The sequence below is a fragment of the Arthrobacter sp. CAU 1506 genome (genome assembly GCF_005047635.1).
Lineage (GTDB): Bacteria > Actinomycetota > Actinomycetes > Actinomycetales > Micrococcaceae > Crystallibacter.
Genome location: NZ_SUKC01000001.1, coordinates 333,998 through 349,474, shown reverse-complemented (window position 1 = coordinate 349,474; position 15,477 = coordinate 333,998). Strand labels below are relative to the sequence as shown.

Here is a 15,477-nt window from a genome sequence, read left to right as displayed (position 1 = left end):
CTGACTCTATATAAGGTGCGGGCGAAACAGGCCATGGGCTTCCGCCGAAAGCGGCTGGATCCCCGTCCGCCGGGCTGCGGGTAGGGTTGTCCATGTGAATGAGCGGGAAGCTGGCGGTCCGGCACTGGGCCAGCCAGGGCAGATTGTGTTGGCGGGGACACCGATCGGCAATGTCAGGGACGCCTCACCGCGGCTGGTTGAACTGCTTCAGACAGCCGATGTGGTCGCGGCGGAAGACACACGCAGGCTGCATAAACTGCTGCAGCTCCTGGGCATCACCGCCGGCGGCAAAATCATCAGCTACCACGAACACAATGAAGCCAGCCGCACCGCCGACCTGCTGGAACTGGTCCTGGCCGGCAGCACGCTGGTGATGGTGACCGACGCCGGCATGCCGGCCGTCTCCGACCCCGGCTTCCGTTTGGTCGAAGCGGCCGTGGCGGCGGGAGTCCTGGTTACCGCGGTGCCCGGCCCCTCGGCTGTGCTGACGGCGCTGGCGCTGTCCGGTCTCCCCACCGACCGCTTCACTTTCGAAGGATTCCTGCCCCGCAAGCAGGGGGAGCGCGCGGCGCGGCTGGCGGAGCTGGCCGGTGAGCGGCGGACCATGGTGTTCTTTGAAGCACCGCACCGGCTGGCGGCCATGCTGCGCGCGCTCGATGCCGGGTTCGGTCCGGAACGGCAGGCAGCCGTGTGCCGGGAACTGACCAAGCTGCATGAAGAAGTCCTGCGGGGTCCGGTCCGCGAACTGCTCGAGTGGGCAGAAACAGAAGAAGTACGCGGCGAGATTGCCGTGGTGGTGGCCGGTGCTCCGGAGGCAGCCCCCGAACGGCCGGAAGACCATGTGCAGGACGTCAACGCACTGGTGGCCCAAGGCGCCCGCCTTAAAGAAGCGGTGGCCGCAGTGGCAGCCGATGCGCGGATCAGCAAGCGGGAACTGTACTCGGCAGTCCTGGCTGCCCGATCCGACACCGTCAGCTAGGCGCGGACGGTGTCGGCCGCCGTCGTCGTCACATAACGCCCTCGCCCGGGTTCGATGCAGGTGCTGCGGGGCAGCCGTTGATATTGTCGATCTGCACAGTAGGGACCGCGGAATGTAGTGCACCCTCGCATTTACACCTGTGAAGCGGAAACCTACTGTGAAGGAAACCGGGCACTGCGCCCACGGACTCAATCCTGAACATTTGGAGGCACCGCCATGGCTGAAACCGCAGCCCGCGAAGCAGAACTGCTCGCCAAAGTACCTACCGGCCTGCTGATCAACGGCGAATGGCGCGACGCCTCCGACGGCGGCACCTTCGAGGTGGCGGATCCTGCCACCGGCAAGGTGCTGGCCACCTTGGCGTCTGCCACCAGCGAGGATGCGCTCGCCGCCCTCGACGCTGCCGACAAGGTGCAGGCCTCCTGGGCCCGCACCGCTCCGCGTGAGCGCGCCGAGATCCTGCGCCGCGGTTTCGAACTGGTGACTGAGCGGGCCGAGGACTTCGCCCTGCTGATGACCATGGAAATGGGCAAGCCGCTGGCCGAATCCCGCGGCGAGGTCGTCTACGGTGCCGAGTTCCTTCGCTGGTTCTCCGAAGAGGCTGTCCGCGACTACGGCCGCTACCTGACCACGCCGGAGGGCAAGAACAAGATCCTGGTCCAGCGCAAGCCGGTCGGTCCCTGCCTGCTGATCACCCCCTGGAACTTCCCGCTGGCCATGGCCACGCGCAAGGTCGGGCCCGCCATCGCCGCCGGCTGCACCATGGTGCTGAAGCCGGCCAAGTTGACCCCGCTGACCAGCCAGCTCTTCGCCCAGACCATGATCGAGGCGGGCCTTCCGGCCGGTGTGCTGAACGTGGTTTCGTCCAAGAGCGCGTCCGGGATCTCCGGTCCGCTGATGCAGGATTCGCGGCTGCGCAAGGTCTCCTTCACCGGATCCACCCCGGTGGGCAAGCAGCTGCTCAAGGACGCCGCCAACAACGTGCTGCGCACCTCGATGGAGCTCGGCGGAAACGCCCCGTTCATCGTGTTCGAGGACGCCGACCTGGATAAGGCCGTCGAGGGAGCCATGGCCGCCAAGATGCGCAACATGGGCGAGGCCTGCACCGCGGCCAACCGCTTCCTGGTCCAGGCCTCGGTGGCCGAGGAATTCACCACCAAGTTTGCCAATGCCATGAAGGCGCTCAAGACCGGACGCGGCACCGAGGCCGACACCACGGTGGGCCCGCTGATCGACGGCGGCGCCCGCGACGACGTTCACGCCTTGGTGACCGCAGCCGTGGAAGCCGGAGCGTCCGTCAGCACCGGCGGTGCGCCGGTGGACGGTGACGGCTACTTCTACCAGCCGACCGTGCTGGCCAACGTTCCGAACGACGCCGACATCCTCCGCAGCGAGATCTTTGGCCCGGTCGCACCGGTGACCACGTTCGAAACCGAGGAGCAGGCCATCGCCCTGGCCAACGCCAGTGAGTACGGTCTGGCTTCCTACATCTACTCGCGTGACGTGAACCGCATGTTCCGCGTCTCCGAGCAGATCGAATTCGGCCTGGTGGGCTACAACGCCGGCGTGATCTCCAATGCGGCCGCCCCGTTTGGCGGAGTGAAGCAGTCCGGCATGGGCCGCGAGGGTGGCGCAGAAGGCCTGGACGAGTACACCACCGTCCAGTACATCGGGATCGCGGACCCCTACGCCAAGTAGTCTTGATCCGCCCGTCGGCCGTCCGCTCCGGACGGCCGGCGGCTGAACAGCGAGGCGGGCCAGAACAGCCCCGCCAAGCGCCGCTTCCAGCCGGCCCGCTCTTGGAGCCGGCCCTTGACGGCTTCCACGTCCGCCCAGCGGGCAGCGTTGTGGCCGTCCGGCGCCGGAGTCTCCGGTGCTGCATACGCCGCCCGTTCGTAGCCTGCCCGCAGCCGGGACAAGGCGGCGGAAGACTCACCGGTGACCACTCCGGCGTCGTCCAGACGTTGTTGGAAAGCCCGCGGCGTCTCCGTTGCGGCCGCTGCCCAGCCGAGGTCCTCTGCGACGTCCACGGCTTCTACCCACGCGGCGACGGCGGCCCTGCGTCCGGTTCCGCCGGCTGCCAGCGCCGCCCGGCGCCGACTGGTGCGACGGCGGCGCAGCAGCAGCGGCGTCAGCAGGAGGCCCAGCACCACGGCCGCAACCGCCGCCGACCACAGCTGTCGGGACAGCACGTCGTCCTCGGCAGGAGCCGGCGAATTTGGTTCCGCCTGCTCGCCGGCGGCGCCGGCGCCCGGCCGGGGCTGGTTTGTGGGCCGGAGAACGTCCTCCGGCTGCGTGGGGGAGCCGGGGGTGGTTTCGGTCTGCGCGTACGCCGGCAACACGCCGCGTGACGGGGTTGGCTCGAAAGAGACCCAGCCGACGCCGCTGAAGAAAAGCTCCGGCCAGGCGTGGGCGTCCCGGGAATCGATCTCGTACTCCTTCAGGTCCGCACCAGGGCCGTCAGTGAGCACGGTTCCGGTGGGACGACCCGGTGCATAGCCAACCGCCATCCGGCTGGGGATGCCGGCGATCCGGGCCATGATGGCCATGGTCGCCGCGTAGTGGATGCAGTAACCGGACTTCTCCTCCAAGAAGGCCGCCACCACGTCGAATCCGCTCTGGTCATAGCCGCCGTCCACGGGGGCCTGTTCGGAGTACACAAAACCGGAGGTCCGCAGGTAGGTCTGGATGGCCATGGCCTGCTCGAACGGACTGTCCAGTCCGTCAAGAACCGACGCGGCGGTATCGGTAATGATGTCAGGCATGTTGCGCGGAAGCTCGGAGAAGACCGGGTCGACCACAGCATTGTTGGCGGGCTCGGCGGCGCGGAGTATGTCCCGGGTCAGCCGAGGCTTGACGCTGCGCACTTCGTAGTCCTGATTGGCGGTGGTGGTGCCCGATTCCCCGCGGATATTCAGCGTGCTTGGATCCCAGCTCCATTGGCCGCGGGCACCGGAGACTTGCGCCGGAGCGTAGGGAACCAGCAGCCACGGGCTGGTGAAAGACGCCGTGCTGATGAGCGTGGTGGTCACCTCGCCGGATGCCAGCAGGTTCTGCACGCCGGGTACGTCCAGTTCGTCGATGCCGGTTCGTTTGTTGCCCCCGAATGGGCTGGGGCTCCAGCGCGCACCGGTCAGGTTCTCCAGCGTGACCGATCGCAGGTACAACGGCTCTTGGGCATCGGTGGCATAGGTCATCCGGCCGAAGGCCCCGGGCCGCCGGAGGTTGTCGCCCAGACTGACCACCGGATTCAGCCCGGTGGGCGCCCCCCAGTTCAGCCGCGACCCCTCCGGGAACAACCCGGAGGAGAAGCCCGGAATGGCCAGCGGGAGCACCAGCGCGGCCGCCAATCCGGCCGCGGCGATGCCTGAGGCGCGGCGCAGATGCTCAGACGATGCCAGGCGGCCCCGGCCGCTGCCGTCGGCGGCGAGCCAATGCGCGCATCCCAGCAGCAGCAGATAACCGGCGGCGGCCGCCAAGAATCCGGCCGCGCCGATGCTGTTCGGTTTGATCATTGCCGGAACAGAGACCAAACCCAGCAGGCCCAGACCGCTGATGGCCGGCATCTGCAGCGGGACGGCCAAGGTGTCCACCAAAAGGGCGATCAATCCGACTCCCACACAGGCCGCCAGGGCAACACCCGGGTTGACCAGCACCGGCGCCACCTGCGAGACCACGGTGTCCCGGGCTTCCTCCAGCAGGGGATCCAGGGCCGCGAAGGTGTCCGGCCCGGGGATGACGCCCAGGAAACTGGTCGGAGCCAGGAACATGGCATTGACCGACATCACCAGAGCGGCAAGCCCCAGCAGCGCCCCGGTCAACGGCGGCCACTCCAACCGGCGTGCCAGACCGGTGGCGGCCTCGATGGCACCAACCGTGACGGCGACTTGGAACAGCCAACTCCAGCCCTCGAGGACTCCGTGCAAGTTGGCGGCGGTGAGCAGCACAGCCACGGCGACGGCGGCGCTCATCAGCCACGGCGCGAGGCCGGGGGAGGGAGGCCGGCCGCCAGCGCGGCGGGATGTTCCCGGCGCCAGGCGGTCGGCGGGCTTGTCCAGCGTGACGGTCACGACGCCGCTCCTGTTCCCACCGGCTCGATGCGATCGCTGAGGTCGAAGTGGGCCCAGGCAGCCGACACCGAGGCTTTGGGACTGACCGCCACGGTCCGCCAGCCACCGGTGCGCAGGAGGTCCATGGCGGCCCTCGCCTGTTGCGGGCGTTCGGTGACGATCAGTGCGAAGGCATGCGAGCCGAATTCGGCAGCAGGTGCCAGCAGGCGAGCTTCGTCGACGCCGATCTGGCCCAGGATCGCGACCAGCGGCCCCTTGTATTTGTGCGCCGCAAGTTTGTCCATCAACCGGTCCCCGAACGCAGGCGCGGCCGGATGCCGCTCGGACTTGCGGTGGTCGTCGGCCAGGCCCAGCGCGGCCAGCCCTTCAGCCAGATCCTGATAGCCCGCCGGCCCGTCGAATTCTTCCTGACCGGGCGACGGAGCCGACGGGGACTCCAGGACCGCCGCCGCGGCGTGTGGGTCGAGGAGCCGCACAGTGTAATTGCGCTGGAGGAAGTCGTTGGCGGCCGAGGCGACGGCGGTGACGGCCCATTCGAAGGTGGGCGAGGTATGCAGCAGATCGCCGTGATGGCTGCCGCCATCGCCGAACGACGGCAGGAGGCCGGCACCGAAGGCCGACGCGCGCCGGTCCAGCACGATCGTCGCTTGCGGGGTGGTCACTGATTCTTCCTGCCGGACCATGAGCTCGCCCTGCCGGGCGGTCGCTGCCCAGTGGACCCGGCGCATCGGATCGCCGTACCGGTATTCGCGGGTCATGACGTCGTCGTCGCTGGGATTGGCTTGCCGCCGGGTGCTCGCCGTGCCGTCGGAGCCGCGTGCCCCGGTCAGCGACGTGGCAGGCAGTTGCACGGGGGCCGGGGTGACCACCAAGGGGCTGGTTTCCCCCAGATGGTGCCGGTGATTGGCCAATCCAAAGGGATCAGTGAAATCTGCAGTGACCGGTCCGATGGCGAACAGCCCGCGCTGGCTGGAGCGCAGCTTGTATTCGTAGATGCTCGCTCCGGACCGGGACGGGTGCCGCGCCGGGAACCGGAACGACGGCGGCTTGCCAAAGCGCAGCGGCAGCTGCTCCTCCATGTAGACGAGCCCGGGCGAACCCCCGCCGCGGCGCACCGTCAACTCGACCTGGGCGACGACGCCGGTTTCGACGGCGGCGGGCCGGAACTTCCGTTCCACGGTGAACTGGGGCTTCAGGAGCACCATCGCCGCCGCCGCCAGCAGCGGCAGGGCGATGAGGAACACGCCCAGCGCCAGCAGGTCGCGGCGTCCCAGCACCTGCGCCAGCAGCAGCGCCAGCGTGCCGGCCGCCACAAATCCCCAGCCGCGAAGCGTGATGTACCGGGTAGGCAGCCAGCCGAACGCGTCCATGGCCGTCAGGGGGAGACGCGGCGGGACTCGCCGCCCACCGGGACCTTGGCCACCACGGACGCCACCACGCTGGAAGCGTCTTCGCCGGCCGTCACGGCTTTCCGGTCGAGGATCAACCGGTGGGCCAGCACGGCTTCGGCCACGCTGGCTACGTCGTCGGGCAGGACGAAGTCGCGGCCGTTCAGTGCCGCCGTCGCCTTGGCCGCACGAAGCAACTGCAGCATGGCCCGCGGGCTAGCCCCCAGTCGCAGATGCGGATGGTCCCGGGTGGCCCGGCCGATGTTGACCGTGTATTCCTTCACGGCGGGCGAGACGTAGACATCGCGGACCGTTGCGACCATGCTGCGTACCTCGTCCACTGTGACCACGGGACGCACGTTTACCAGCGGTGAGACGGACTGGTGGGTCTCCAGCATGTCCATTTCCGCACGCAGGTCCGGATAGCCCATGGAGATCCGCGCCATGAAACGGTCCCGTTGGGCTTCCGGCAGCGGGTAGGTTCCTTCCATCTCAATCGGGTTCTGGGTGGCGATCACCATGAAAGGAGTGTCCAACGGGTAGGAGGTGCCGTCCACCGTGACTTGGTGTTCTTCCATGCATTCGAGCAATGCCGACTGCGTCTTGGCCGAGGCACGGTTGATCTCGTCGCCGATGACGATGTTGGCGAACACCGGTCCCGGCCGGAATTCGAACCGGTGCTTGTCCTGGTTGTAGATGGAGACGCCGGTGACATCGGAGGGCAGCAGGTCCGGGGTGAACTGGATCCGGTGCACACTGCAGTCGATGGTCTTGGCCAGTGTTTTCGCCAGCATGGTCTTGCCGACGCCAGGCACGTCCTCCAAGAGCAGGTGCCCCTGGGCGAGCAGAACGGTCAATGCAAGCCGGGCCGCTTCCGATTTGCCGTCGATGACGGTCTCGATCGCAGCCCTGATCCGACCACAGGCGTCGTGGAACTCGGCGAGCGCGAGCCCCTCACCTTGTCCCGGCTCAGCGCTGTGTCCCAGCCCAGCGCTGTTGGAGCGGATAGTCCCGGCCTCTGCCATGTCCTGCTGCGTATCCATGAAAGTACCTTCCGGTATGCCTTCCCCGAGGGCCGGTTGTCTCAACCCTACTTGCTGCCTGTGTGATGCGGTAGACACATGAAACGTTTGTTTGAGACGCCGCTGACGGCCGCTCAATCGCAGCCGGAGCTTCAGTAGGCTGGCATCATGGCCAATTTTCCAGCCGCGATTGCCGGCGAAACACCCCCCGCCTACACAGTTGACAGCACAGCAGCCAAGGCGTCAGCCGTGCGCAGCCCCACCGAGGGCGACGGCCGTCGTCGTAATCTGAGCTATCCGCCGGCCCCCGAGCCGCTGCCGGTGCCGGTGATGGACAACCACACCCATCTGGACTTTCGCGACGGGCTGGTGTCGGTCACGGTCCGGCAGGCAATGGACGCTGCCGAGGCGGTTGGCGTCGCCGGTGCCGTCCAGGTTGGTTGCGATCTGGAGTCCTCGCGCTTCACGCTCCAGGCGGTCCAGGCCGAGCCCAGGCTGCTGGGTGCGGTGGCCATCCATCCCAATGATGCGCCGCCGCTGGCCGAAGCAGGAACGCTGGAGCAGGCCCTGGCGGAGATTGAGGAGATAGCCAGGCACCCGCGCATCCGGGCCATCGGTGAGACCGGCCTGGACTACTACCGCACGGGAGCCGGCGGCCGGAGTGCCCAGCACGAGTCGTTCCGCCGCCACATCGACATGGCCAAGCGACTGGGCCTGGCCCTTCAGATCCACGACCGCGACGCCCACGAGGACGTGGTCCGGGTGCTGCGCGAGGAGGGCGCACCGGAAAAGGTGGTGTTCCATTGCTTCTCCGGGGACGCGTCGCTGGCCAGGATCTGCAATGACAACGGCTGGCACATGTCCTTCGCAGGCACTGTTAGCTTCAAGAATGCCGACGGTCTGCGCGAGGCGCTGGCCACGGCCGAACCGGAACTGGTGCTGGCCGAAACGGATGCGCCGTTCCTGACGCCGCATCCCTACCGCGGTCGCCCCAACGCCAGCTATCTGGTGCCCTACACCGTGCGTTCGATGGCCCAGGTGCTGGACAAGGATCTGGCCACGTTATGCACAGAAGTGGCGGAGAACACGCAGCACGTTTACGGCTCGTGGCGCAGCGAATGACACCTAGGTGTTTTTCCTAGCCAGCCCCCGAAAGCAGGCAGGCGAGGCTTCCGGAGTCAGCTGCTGCGCAGTGCGGCCCGTGACTACCCGCCGGTAGCCCGGCTTGTCGCCATGTCACGTTTCGATTACGGTAGGTAGCTAATGGCCGGGGTCGGGGAAGGCATCCGGACATTGCCACACCTTTAGCGGTTGCCGTTGGACGTTCCGTTCGTACGCCCAAACAGCCGTTGTAGGTGCTGCCTGCACTCGCATCGTGCCGTGGAAATCGGCGCGCCCTTGGCGTGTGCCTTTATGTCCCCGTGCCCGGATACTGCAACAGATTCGGGAACCGTGACTAACGCGCTGAAGAACCGCTGGGTGAAAATCGCCGGCCAGGTCGTCGTCATGACCGCACTGGTCCTTGGGCTGGTTGCTTTTGTAGGCAACAACAAGTCCGTGACGCTGACGGTAGACGGGCAGGCCAGCACTGTCTCCACCTTCGGTTCGACGGTGGCGGATGTACTCGCCGAATCCGAAGTTGAGGTAGGCGAACTCGACGACGTCACACCAGCAGTCGGTGAGGAAATCTCCGACGGCGCCAGCATTGAGGTGGTCACCGCCAAGCCGGTGAACGTCAACGTGGACGGCGACAGCTCCACGGTCCACACGACGGCCGCGACGGTCCGGGAACTGCTGGACGAGCTGGAAGTGACGGACAAGTCCGCCCTGTCGGCTCCGCTGACCGCCGAACTGGCCTCGGTGGGCGCGGTCACCATCTCGACCCCGAAGCGTGTCACGATTGCCGTCGACGGCAAGACCCGCAAGGAAGTCACCACCGCGACCACCATCGGGGACCTGCTGCAGGAGCATGACATCAAGGTCCGCAAGGACGACAAGCTCTCCGTTGCCGCCAAGGAGCCGGTCGAGGAGGGCATCAAGGTCAAGGTGACCCGGATCGACCGCGAGCGGGTCGAAGAGACCGAGTCCATCGCGTTTGGTACCGACGAGACGACAAACTCCGGCATGTACGCCGACGAGGAAAAGGTCACCCGGGCCGGCGAGGCCGGCGAACGGGTCAAGGTCTACGAGATCGTTCTGACCGACGGCAAGGAAACCAGCCGGAAGCTGGTCAAGGAAAAGGTCACCCGCGAACCGGTCAGCCAGAAGGTCACTGTCGGCACGAAGAAGCGCCCGGCCAAGGTCAACAACGCCAACGTGGGCGGCACCTGGCAGGCGCTCGCAGAATGCGAGTCCGGCGGCAACTGGTCCATCAACACGGGCAACGGCTACTCCGGAGGCCTGCAATTCAGTGCCAGCTCATGGCTGGGCGCCGGCGGCGGCAAGTACGCCCCGTACGCCTACATGGCCACTCCGTCGGAGCAGATCGCGACCGCTGAAGTGCTGCGCGGCAACGGCGGATGGGGCCACTGGCCGGCCTGTGCCTCCAAGCTGGGATTGCTCTAAGCATCCCGCCAGTTATTCCTCCCTCGTCGGGCCCGGGCATCACTGCCCGGGCCCGACGTGCATTCAGCGGGCGGGGCGGCGTCCGCCCCGGCAGCGGCCGCCGGACCGATACGATGGCACAGTGACAGAACCACATTCCGCTCCCGGCACCGGCTCCCGGCAGAACGACGGGGAAGCCGCGGCCGCACCCACCAAGCCGCTGCTCGGGGCAGCCGACATCCGCCGGCTCGCCGCCGAACTGGACGTTCGGCCCACCAAGACCCTCGGTCAAAACTTCGTGATCGACGGCAATACCATCCGCAGGATCGTGGCCACCGCTGACGTTGAGCCCGGCGAGACCGTGCTGGAGGTTGGTCCCGGCCTCGGCTCCCTCACGCTGGGACTGCTGGATGCAGCCGGGCACGTGGTCGCCGTCGAAATCGATCCCAAGCTGGCCGCCCGACTGGAGCAGACGGCGTCCGAATGGCGTCCCGAGGCTGCCGGCCGGTTGGACGTGGTGCTGGCTGACGCGCTGCAGGTCACCGAACTGCCGAAGGCGCCGGACGCACTGGTTGCCAACTTGCCCTACAACGTTGCCGTGCCCGTGGTCCTGCACCTGCTGGAGCACTTCCCGTCGCTGCGGCACGGCCTGGTCATGGTCCAGGACGAGGTGGCCGACCGGCTGGCGGCCAAGCCCGGCTCCAAAATCTACGGCGTTCCCAGCGTCAAGGCCGCGTGGTACGGCAGCATGCGCAAGGCGGGGGTGATCGGCATGAACGTGTTTTGGCCGGCCCCGAAGATCGCCTCAGGCCTGGTGGAATTCACCCGCGGCGCGCCGCCGGTCACCCGTGCCCCGCGCCGCGAAGTCTTCGCCGTCATCGATGCAGCCTTCGCGCAGCGCCGCAAGACGCTGCGGGCGGCCCTGGCCGGGTGGGCCGGGAGCGCGGCGCGGGCGGAGGAAGCGTTGCGCCAGGCGAATGTGGATCCCAGCGCCCGCGGGGAAGTGCTGGATGTTGCTGCCTTTGCCCGGATCGCGGAATTCAACCATCCGCTTGTCGGCTAGGAAGATGGTGGCATGAGCAGAACACGTCCGGTCCGCGTGATGGCGCCGGGAAAGATCAACGTCTCCTTCCGGGTGGGCGGTCCCCGGGCGGATGGCTACCACTCGGTGGCCAGCGTTTATCTGGCGCTGTCGCTCTACGAGGAAGTCACCGCCACGGCACGCGACGACGACGCCATCACGGTGAGTGTGCGCAATGGAGTGGGACTGGACTTCGACCTGGACGGGATCCCGCTGGACGCCTCCAACCTGGCTGTGCAGGCCGCGGAACTCATCCGCGAAACCTCCGGCCATCCGCAGGGCGTTCACCTGGACATCACCAAACGGGTCCCCATTGCGGGCGGGATGGGCGGCGGTTCCGCCGACGCGGCTGCCGCCCTGGTGGCCTGCAGCGCGCTGTGGAACACCGGCTACTCGCGCGATGAACTGATCGGGCTGGCCGGCGGACTCGGCGCGGACGTGCCGTTCGCGCTGCACGGCGGAGTTGCGGTCGGACTCGGGGTGGGGGACCGGTTGACTCCGGCGCTGGCGCGCAGCGAAATGCACTGGGTGCTGGTTCCGGCCTCGTTCGGTCTGTCGACGCCCAAGGTTTATGCCGTGGCGGACGACCTGCGGGCCCGCCGGGGAGAAGTGCCGGCCGAGCCCGAACAGGTGGAGCCGGCGATTCTGCAGGCGATGCAGTCCGGCGACGTTCACCAGCTGGCGGGTTATTTGCACAATGACCTGCAGGAGGCAGCCATCGAACTGGCACCCGAGCTTGCCGATATCCTGGAACTGGGCCGGGTCGAAGGCGCGCTGGCCGGACTGGTTTCCGGTTCCGGCCCCACCGTCGCCTTCCTGACCGCAGGACGGCAGGAAGCGGCAGAACTGGCACAGCGGCTCTCGGACGTCGCCGGTGTGGTGGCCTTGCCGGTCCGCGGACCGGTACACGGCGCCCGCATTATGGCTTGAGGCCCCGGCCGCGCGAGGCCAGCCTACGGTCCGCCTGAAGCACTCAGTCAAAGCAACAGAAAGCAGCATCCTTGGTCCACTTGCTCGGCGCAGAAAACGTCAGCGTCTCCTTTGCCACCCGCACCATCCTGGATTCGGTGTCCCTCGGCTTGAACGAAGGCGACCGGATTGGCATGGTGGGGCGCAACGGCGACGGCAAGTCCACCTTGATGCGGCTGCTGTCGCAGCGAAGCACGCCCGACGACGGCCGGGTCACCAAACGCGGCGACGTGAACGTGGGCTATCTGGACCAGCAGGACGTGCTTAACGGCGACCTGCCGGTTGGCGTGGCCATCGTCGGTGAAGCAGCCGAGCACGAGTGGGCGTCGAACCCGCGGATCCGCGAGATTATGGACGGGCTGGTGGGCGACGTCGACTGGCATGCCACGGTGTCGTCGTTGTCCGGCGGGCAGCGGCGCCGGGTGGCCCTCGCCAAGCTGCTGATCGAGCCGCATGACGTGATCATGCTCGACGAGCCGACCAACCACCTCGACGTCGAAGGCGTGGCATGGCTTGCCCGTCACCTCAAGACCAGGTGGCGCCCGAATGAGGGTGCCTTCCTGGTGGTCACCCACGACCGCTGGTTCCTGGACGAAGTGTGCACCCGCACGTGGGAAGTCCACGACGGCGTCGTCGACCCGTTCGACGGCGGATATGCCGCCTACGTTCTGGCCCGTGCCGAACGCAACCGGATGGCCGCCGTCGTCGAAGGGAAACGGCAGCAGCTGGTCAAGAAGGAGCTGGCCTGGCTGCGCCGCGGGGCGCCGGCCCGGACCGCGAAGCCGAAGTTCCGGATCGAAGCCGCCAATGAACTGATCGCCGATGTGCCCGAGCCCCGGGATACGGTGGCGCTGAACAAGATGGCCACCGCCCGGCTGGGCAAGGACGTGCTGGACCTTGAACATGTGACGTACACGCCGCCGCCCCGGCCCAGCGATCGACCAAGCGAGGAACGAGCGCGCCCCGGTGATCGACCAAGCGAGGAACGAGCGCGCCCCAGTGATCGACCAAGCGAGGAACGAGCGCGCGGAGATCTCAACGGCGGATCCGGTCCGCTCTTCGACAACATCACCCTCCGGCTGGCACCGGGCGAGCGGCTCGGCCTGGTGGGCGTCAACGGCGCAGGCAAGACCACCCTGCTGCGGCTGCTCAACGGAGAAATCGAGCCGACCGCCGGCAAGGTGAAGCGGGGCAAGACGGTGCAGACCGCCATGCTGACCCAGGAGGTCCGCGAACTCGACGATGTCTTGGACCTGCGGGTGGTGGAAGTGATCCAGCGCGAACGCCAGGTCTTCAACATCGGCGGGCGCGAGGTGTCAGCCGGGCAACTGGTGGAACAGCTCGGCTTCTCCAAAGAGAAGCAGTGGACTCCGGTGCGGGACCTCTCGGGCGGCGAGCGGCGGCGGCTGCAATTGCTGCGGCTGTTGGTCGGCGAGCCCAATGTGCTGATGCTGGACGAGCCCACGAACGACCTTGATACGGACACGCTGGCAGCGGTGGAGGATGTGCTGGACGGATGGCCGGGCACGCTGGTGGTGGTCTCGCACGACCGGTACCTGCTGGAACGGGTGACGGACCACCAAATGGCGCTGCTGGGCGACGGCAAGCTCCGCGGGCTGCCTGGGGGAGTGGACCAGTACCTTGAGCTGCGCGAAGCGGCGCTGGCCGGCAAGTCTTCGGCGGTTCCGTCCGGCGGCAGCGACTCTGCCGAAACGGCTGCCGGCACCGTGCATTCCGAAGCGGACAAGCGTCAGGCGAAGAAGGACCTCAACCGGATTGAACGCCAGCTGGGCAAGCTGGGTCAGCAGGAGGTCAAGCTCAAGGAGCAGATGGACGCAGCCGGCGCCAAGGCCGACATCGATTTTTCCGGGCTGGCGGAGATGAACCGGAAGCTGCAGGAGATCGCCGAAGAGAAGGAAGGTCTGGAACTGGAGTGGCTGGAGGTCTCCGAAATCCTGGAGTGACCGCTGCCGCCCAGGGAGAGTTTCCGGTCAGGACGCAGGTCCACGGCGTCCTGCCGCCCCGAGAGAGTTTCCGGTCAGGACGTCTTTCCGGTGTTCCCCCAGAGGCCGGCGTCGCGGACGGACTGCTGGATCTTGGTGGTTGCCGAGAGCAGCGCCTCGCGCTCCGCGGCCGAGAGCGGATCAAAAACGTTCTCCCGCACAAAGGTCACGTGGCCGGGCGCCGCCTGATGGATGACATGCCAGCCGGCCTCGGTCATTGAGACGTTGAAACCGCGGGCGTCGGTGGGGCAGGTTACCCGCTTCACCAGTCCGCGGGCTTCCATGCGCTTGAGCAAGTGGGACAGCCGGCTTCGCTCCCAGTCCAACTGCTGGGCGATGTCCCGCGCCCGCATGACTCCTTCCTCGGCCTCCGACAGGGAGGCCAGGACCGAATACTCCACGGCGGAGAGGTCGGAGTCCCGCTGCAGCTGCCGGTCCAAGGCCGACTCGAAGCCCCAGAGCAATTCGCGGAAGGCGCGCCAGATCTCCTGCTCGTGATCGTCCAGCCAACGGGTTTCGGAGTTCACGCTGTTCCCTTTCTCGCCCTTAGTTGACAATTCAAGTTTGCGTCCTGCATCATTGACGTGTCAACAAAACCATGACGTGTCAACAACATCGGCACGTCGGGACCAGACCTCGAAGGGGTTCATTCATGACCAAGATCGCTATCGTCACCGGCAGCACCCGTCCGGGTCGAGTCAACAAGCAGGTTGCCGACTGGGTTCTCGCCCAGGCAGCCGGCCGCACCGACGCCGAGTTCGAGGTTGTCGACATCGCCGACTTCAACCTGCCCCTGCTGGACGAAGCTTACCCGGCCGCCTACCAGAACTACCAGAACGACCACACCAAGACCTGGTCGGCCAAGATCAGCGAGTTCGACGGCTTCATCTTCGTCACCGGCGAGTACAACCACACCGTCACCCCGGCCCTGACCAACGCCCTGTCCTACCTGAACGTCGAGTTCAACAACAAGGCTGCCGGCATCGTTTCCTACGGTTCGATGGGTGGCGCCCGTGCCGCCGAGCACCTGCGCAACATCCTGTCCGAACTGCAGATCGCCCACGTGCGCAACCAGGTCATGTTCTCGCTCTTCACCGATTTCGAGAACTTTGCCGATTTCAAGCCGACCGAGCAGAACGCCGGCACCCTGGCCCCGATGATCGACCAGCTGGTCCCGTGGACCAAGGCCATGGAGTCTGTCCGCGCCGCCGCTGTCGCTGCCAACTAACCTGCGGAACCGGCGGCCTCTGGCTGCCTGACGCTCCCCGCAGCAGGGCGCTCTGTGCTTCCCGGAAGGGAGCCGGGGCGCCCTGCCGCCGTTAAAACCCTGCGCTGTTAAGCTGGTTCCCGGCCGGAGTGGCTGGACGCATGGAATCGACAGCAGCCTGAAGCACAGCCTTGCGGGGGATCGGGAGAAGGAG

General features: G+C 67.0%; 12 protein-coding genes. 8 read left to right on the top strand and 4 right to left on the bottom strand.

The genetic code is table 11. From position 1 onward, the window contains the following. Positions 1-94: 94 nt before the first annotated feature. Positions 95-979 carry a 16S rRNA (cytidine(1402)-2'-O)-methyltransferase gene (gene rsmI, locus E4J89_RS01475; protein ID WP_136784315.1) on the top strand — a complete coding sequence of 295 codons (885 nt, stop codon included), beginning with the start codon at positions 95-97 and terminating at the stop codon, positions 977-979. Between the two features lie 216 nt (positions 980-1,195). Beyond that, entirely contained in the window at positions 1,196-2,677 is a 1,482-nt protein-coding gene (locus E4J89_RS01470; RefSeq protein WP_136784314.1) for an NAD-dependent succinate-semialdehyde dehydrogenase, read from the top strand. Here E4J89_RS01470 and E4J89_RS01465 read toward each other — a convergent pair. From E4J89_RS01465 to E4J89_RS01455, 3 genes are read right to left on the bottom strand one after another with little or no spacing between them, the layout of a single operon-like run. Continuing rightward, complete coding sequence (locus tag E4J89_RS01465) at positions 2,665-5,049, bottom strand: DUF3488 and transglutaminase-like domain-containing protein (protein ID WP_136784313.1); 2,385 nt, start codon at positions 5,047-5,049, stop codon at positions 2,665-2,667. The two genes, E4J89_RS01470 and E4J89_RS01465, sit on opposite strands and share 13 nt — an antisense overlap. Continuing rightward, positions 5,046-6,419, bottom strand: a complete 1,374-nt coding sequence (locus tag E4J89_RS01460; RefSeq protein WP_136784312.1) for a DUF58 domain-containing protein — start codon at positions 6,417-6,419, stop codon at positions 5,046-5,048. The genes E4J89_RS01465 and E4J89_RS01460 overlap by 4 nt, the downstream gene beginning before the upstream one ends. A 5-nt stretch (positions 6,420-6,424) precedes the next feature. Then, positions 6,425-7,480 (bottom strand): MoxR family ATPase, encoded by a 1,056-nt coding sequence (locus E4J89_RS01455; RefSeq protein WP_240691620.1) that lies wholly within the window; start codon positions 7,478-7,480, stop codon positions 6,425-6,427. 147 nt (positions 7,481-7,627) lie between these two features. On the opposite strand from E4J89_RS01455, the gene E4J89_RS01450 reads away from it, so the two are divergent. The 5 genes from E4J89_RS01450 to E4J89_RS01430 all read left to right on the top strand — a co-directional run bounded on the left by E4J89_RS01450 (position 7,628) and on the right by E4J89_RS01430 (position 14,017). Next, positions 7,628-8,581 (top strand): TatD family hydrolase, encoded by a 954-nt coding sequence (locus tag E4J89_RS01450; protein WP_136784311.1) that lies wholly within the window; start codon positions 7,628-7,630, stop codon positions 8,579-8,581. A 330-nt stretch (positions 8,582-8,911) separates the two neighbouring features. After that, entirely contained in the window at positions 8,912-10,024 is a 1,113-nt protein-coding gene (locus E4J89_RS19865) for a resuscitation-promoting factor (protein WP_276606326.1), read from the top strand. A gap of 199 nt (positions 10,025-10,223) precedes the next feature. Next, the gene (rsmA, locus tag E4J89_RS01440; RefSeq protein WP_240691650.1) at positions 10,224-11,066 is read left to right on the top strand and encodes a 16S rRNA (adenine(1518)-N(6)/adenine(1519)-N(6))-dimethyltransferase RsmA; all 843 of its coding nucleotides are present in this window, start codon (positions 10,224-10,226) and stop codon (positions 11,064-11,066) included. A 12-nt stretch (positions 11,067-11,078) separates the two neighbouring features. After that, positions 11,079-12,014 (top strand): 4-(cytidine 5'-diphospho)-2-C-methyl-D-erythritol kinase, encoded by a 936-nt coding sequence (locus E4J89_RS01435; RefSeq protein ID WP_136784309.1) that lies wholly within the window; start codon positions 11,079-11,081, stop codon positions 12,012-12,014. Between the two features lie 71 nt (positions 12,015-12,085). Further along, positions 12,086-14,017: an ABC-F family ATP-binding cassette domain-containing protein gene (locus tag E4J89_RS01430; protein ID WP_136784308.1), complete on the top strand. Its 1,932-nt coding sequence runs from the start codon at positions 12,086-12,088 to the stop codon at positions 14,015-14,017. 74 nt (positions 14,018-14,091) lie between these two features. On the opposite strand, the gene E4J89_RS01425 is transcribed toward E4J89_RS01430, so the two are convergent. Further along, positions 14,092-14,583 carry a MarR family transcriptional regulator gene (locus E4J89_RS01425; protein ID WP_136784307.1) on the bottom strand — a complete coding sequence of 164 codons (492 nt, stop codon included), beginning with the start codon at positions 14,581-14,583 and terminating at the stop codon, positions 14,092-14,094. 125 nt (positions 14,584-14,708) lie between these two features. On the opposite strand from E4J89_RS01425, the gene E4J89_RS01420 reads away from it, so the two are divergent. Continuing rightward, positions 14,709-15,284: an NAD(P)H-dependent oxidoreductase gene (locus E4J89_RS01420; RefSeq protein ID WP_136784306.1), complete on the top strand. Its 576-nt coding sequence runs from the start codon at positions 14,709-14,711 to the stop codon at positions 15,282-15,284. The last annotated feature ends 193 nt before the right edge of the window (positions 15,285-15,477 follow it).

Bases quoted from the DNA above. Each gene is read 5' to 3' on its own strand.
- E4J89_RS01470 (WP_136784314.1), top strand. From the start codon at position 1,196: ATGGCTGAAACCGCAGCCCGCGAAGCAGAACTGCTCGCCAAAGTACCT.
- E4J89_RS01460 (WP_136784312.1), bottom strand. From the start codon at position 6,419: ATGGACGCGTTCGGCTGGCTGCCTACCCGGTACATCACGCTTCGCGGC.
- E4J89_RS01455 (WP_240691620.1), bottom strand. From the start codon at position 7,480: ATGGATACGCAGCAGGACATGGCAGAGGCCGGGACTATCCGCTCCAAC.
- E4J89_RS01450 (WP_136784311.1), top strand. From the start codon at position 7,628: ATGGCCAATTTTCCAGCCGCGATTGCCGGCGAAACACCCCCCGCCTAC.
- E4J89_RS01435 (WP_136784309.1), top strand. From the start codon at position 11,079: ATGAGCAGAACACGTCCGGTCCGCGTGATGGCGCCGGGAAAGATCAAC.
- E4J89_RS01420 (WP_136784306.1), top strand. From the start codon at position 14,709: ATGACCAAGATCGCTATCGTCACCGGCAGCACCCGTCCGGGTCGAGTC.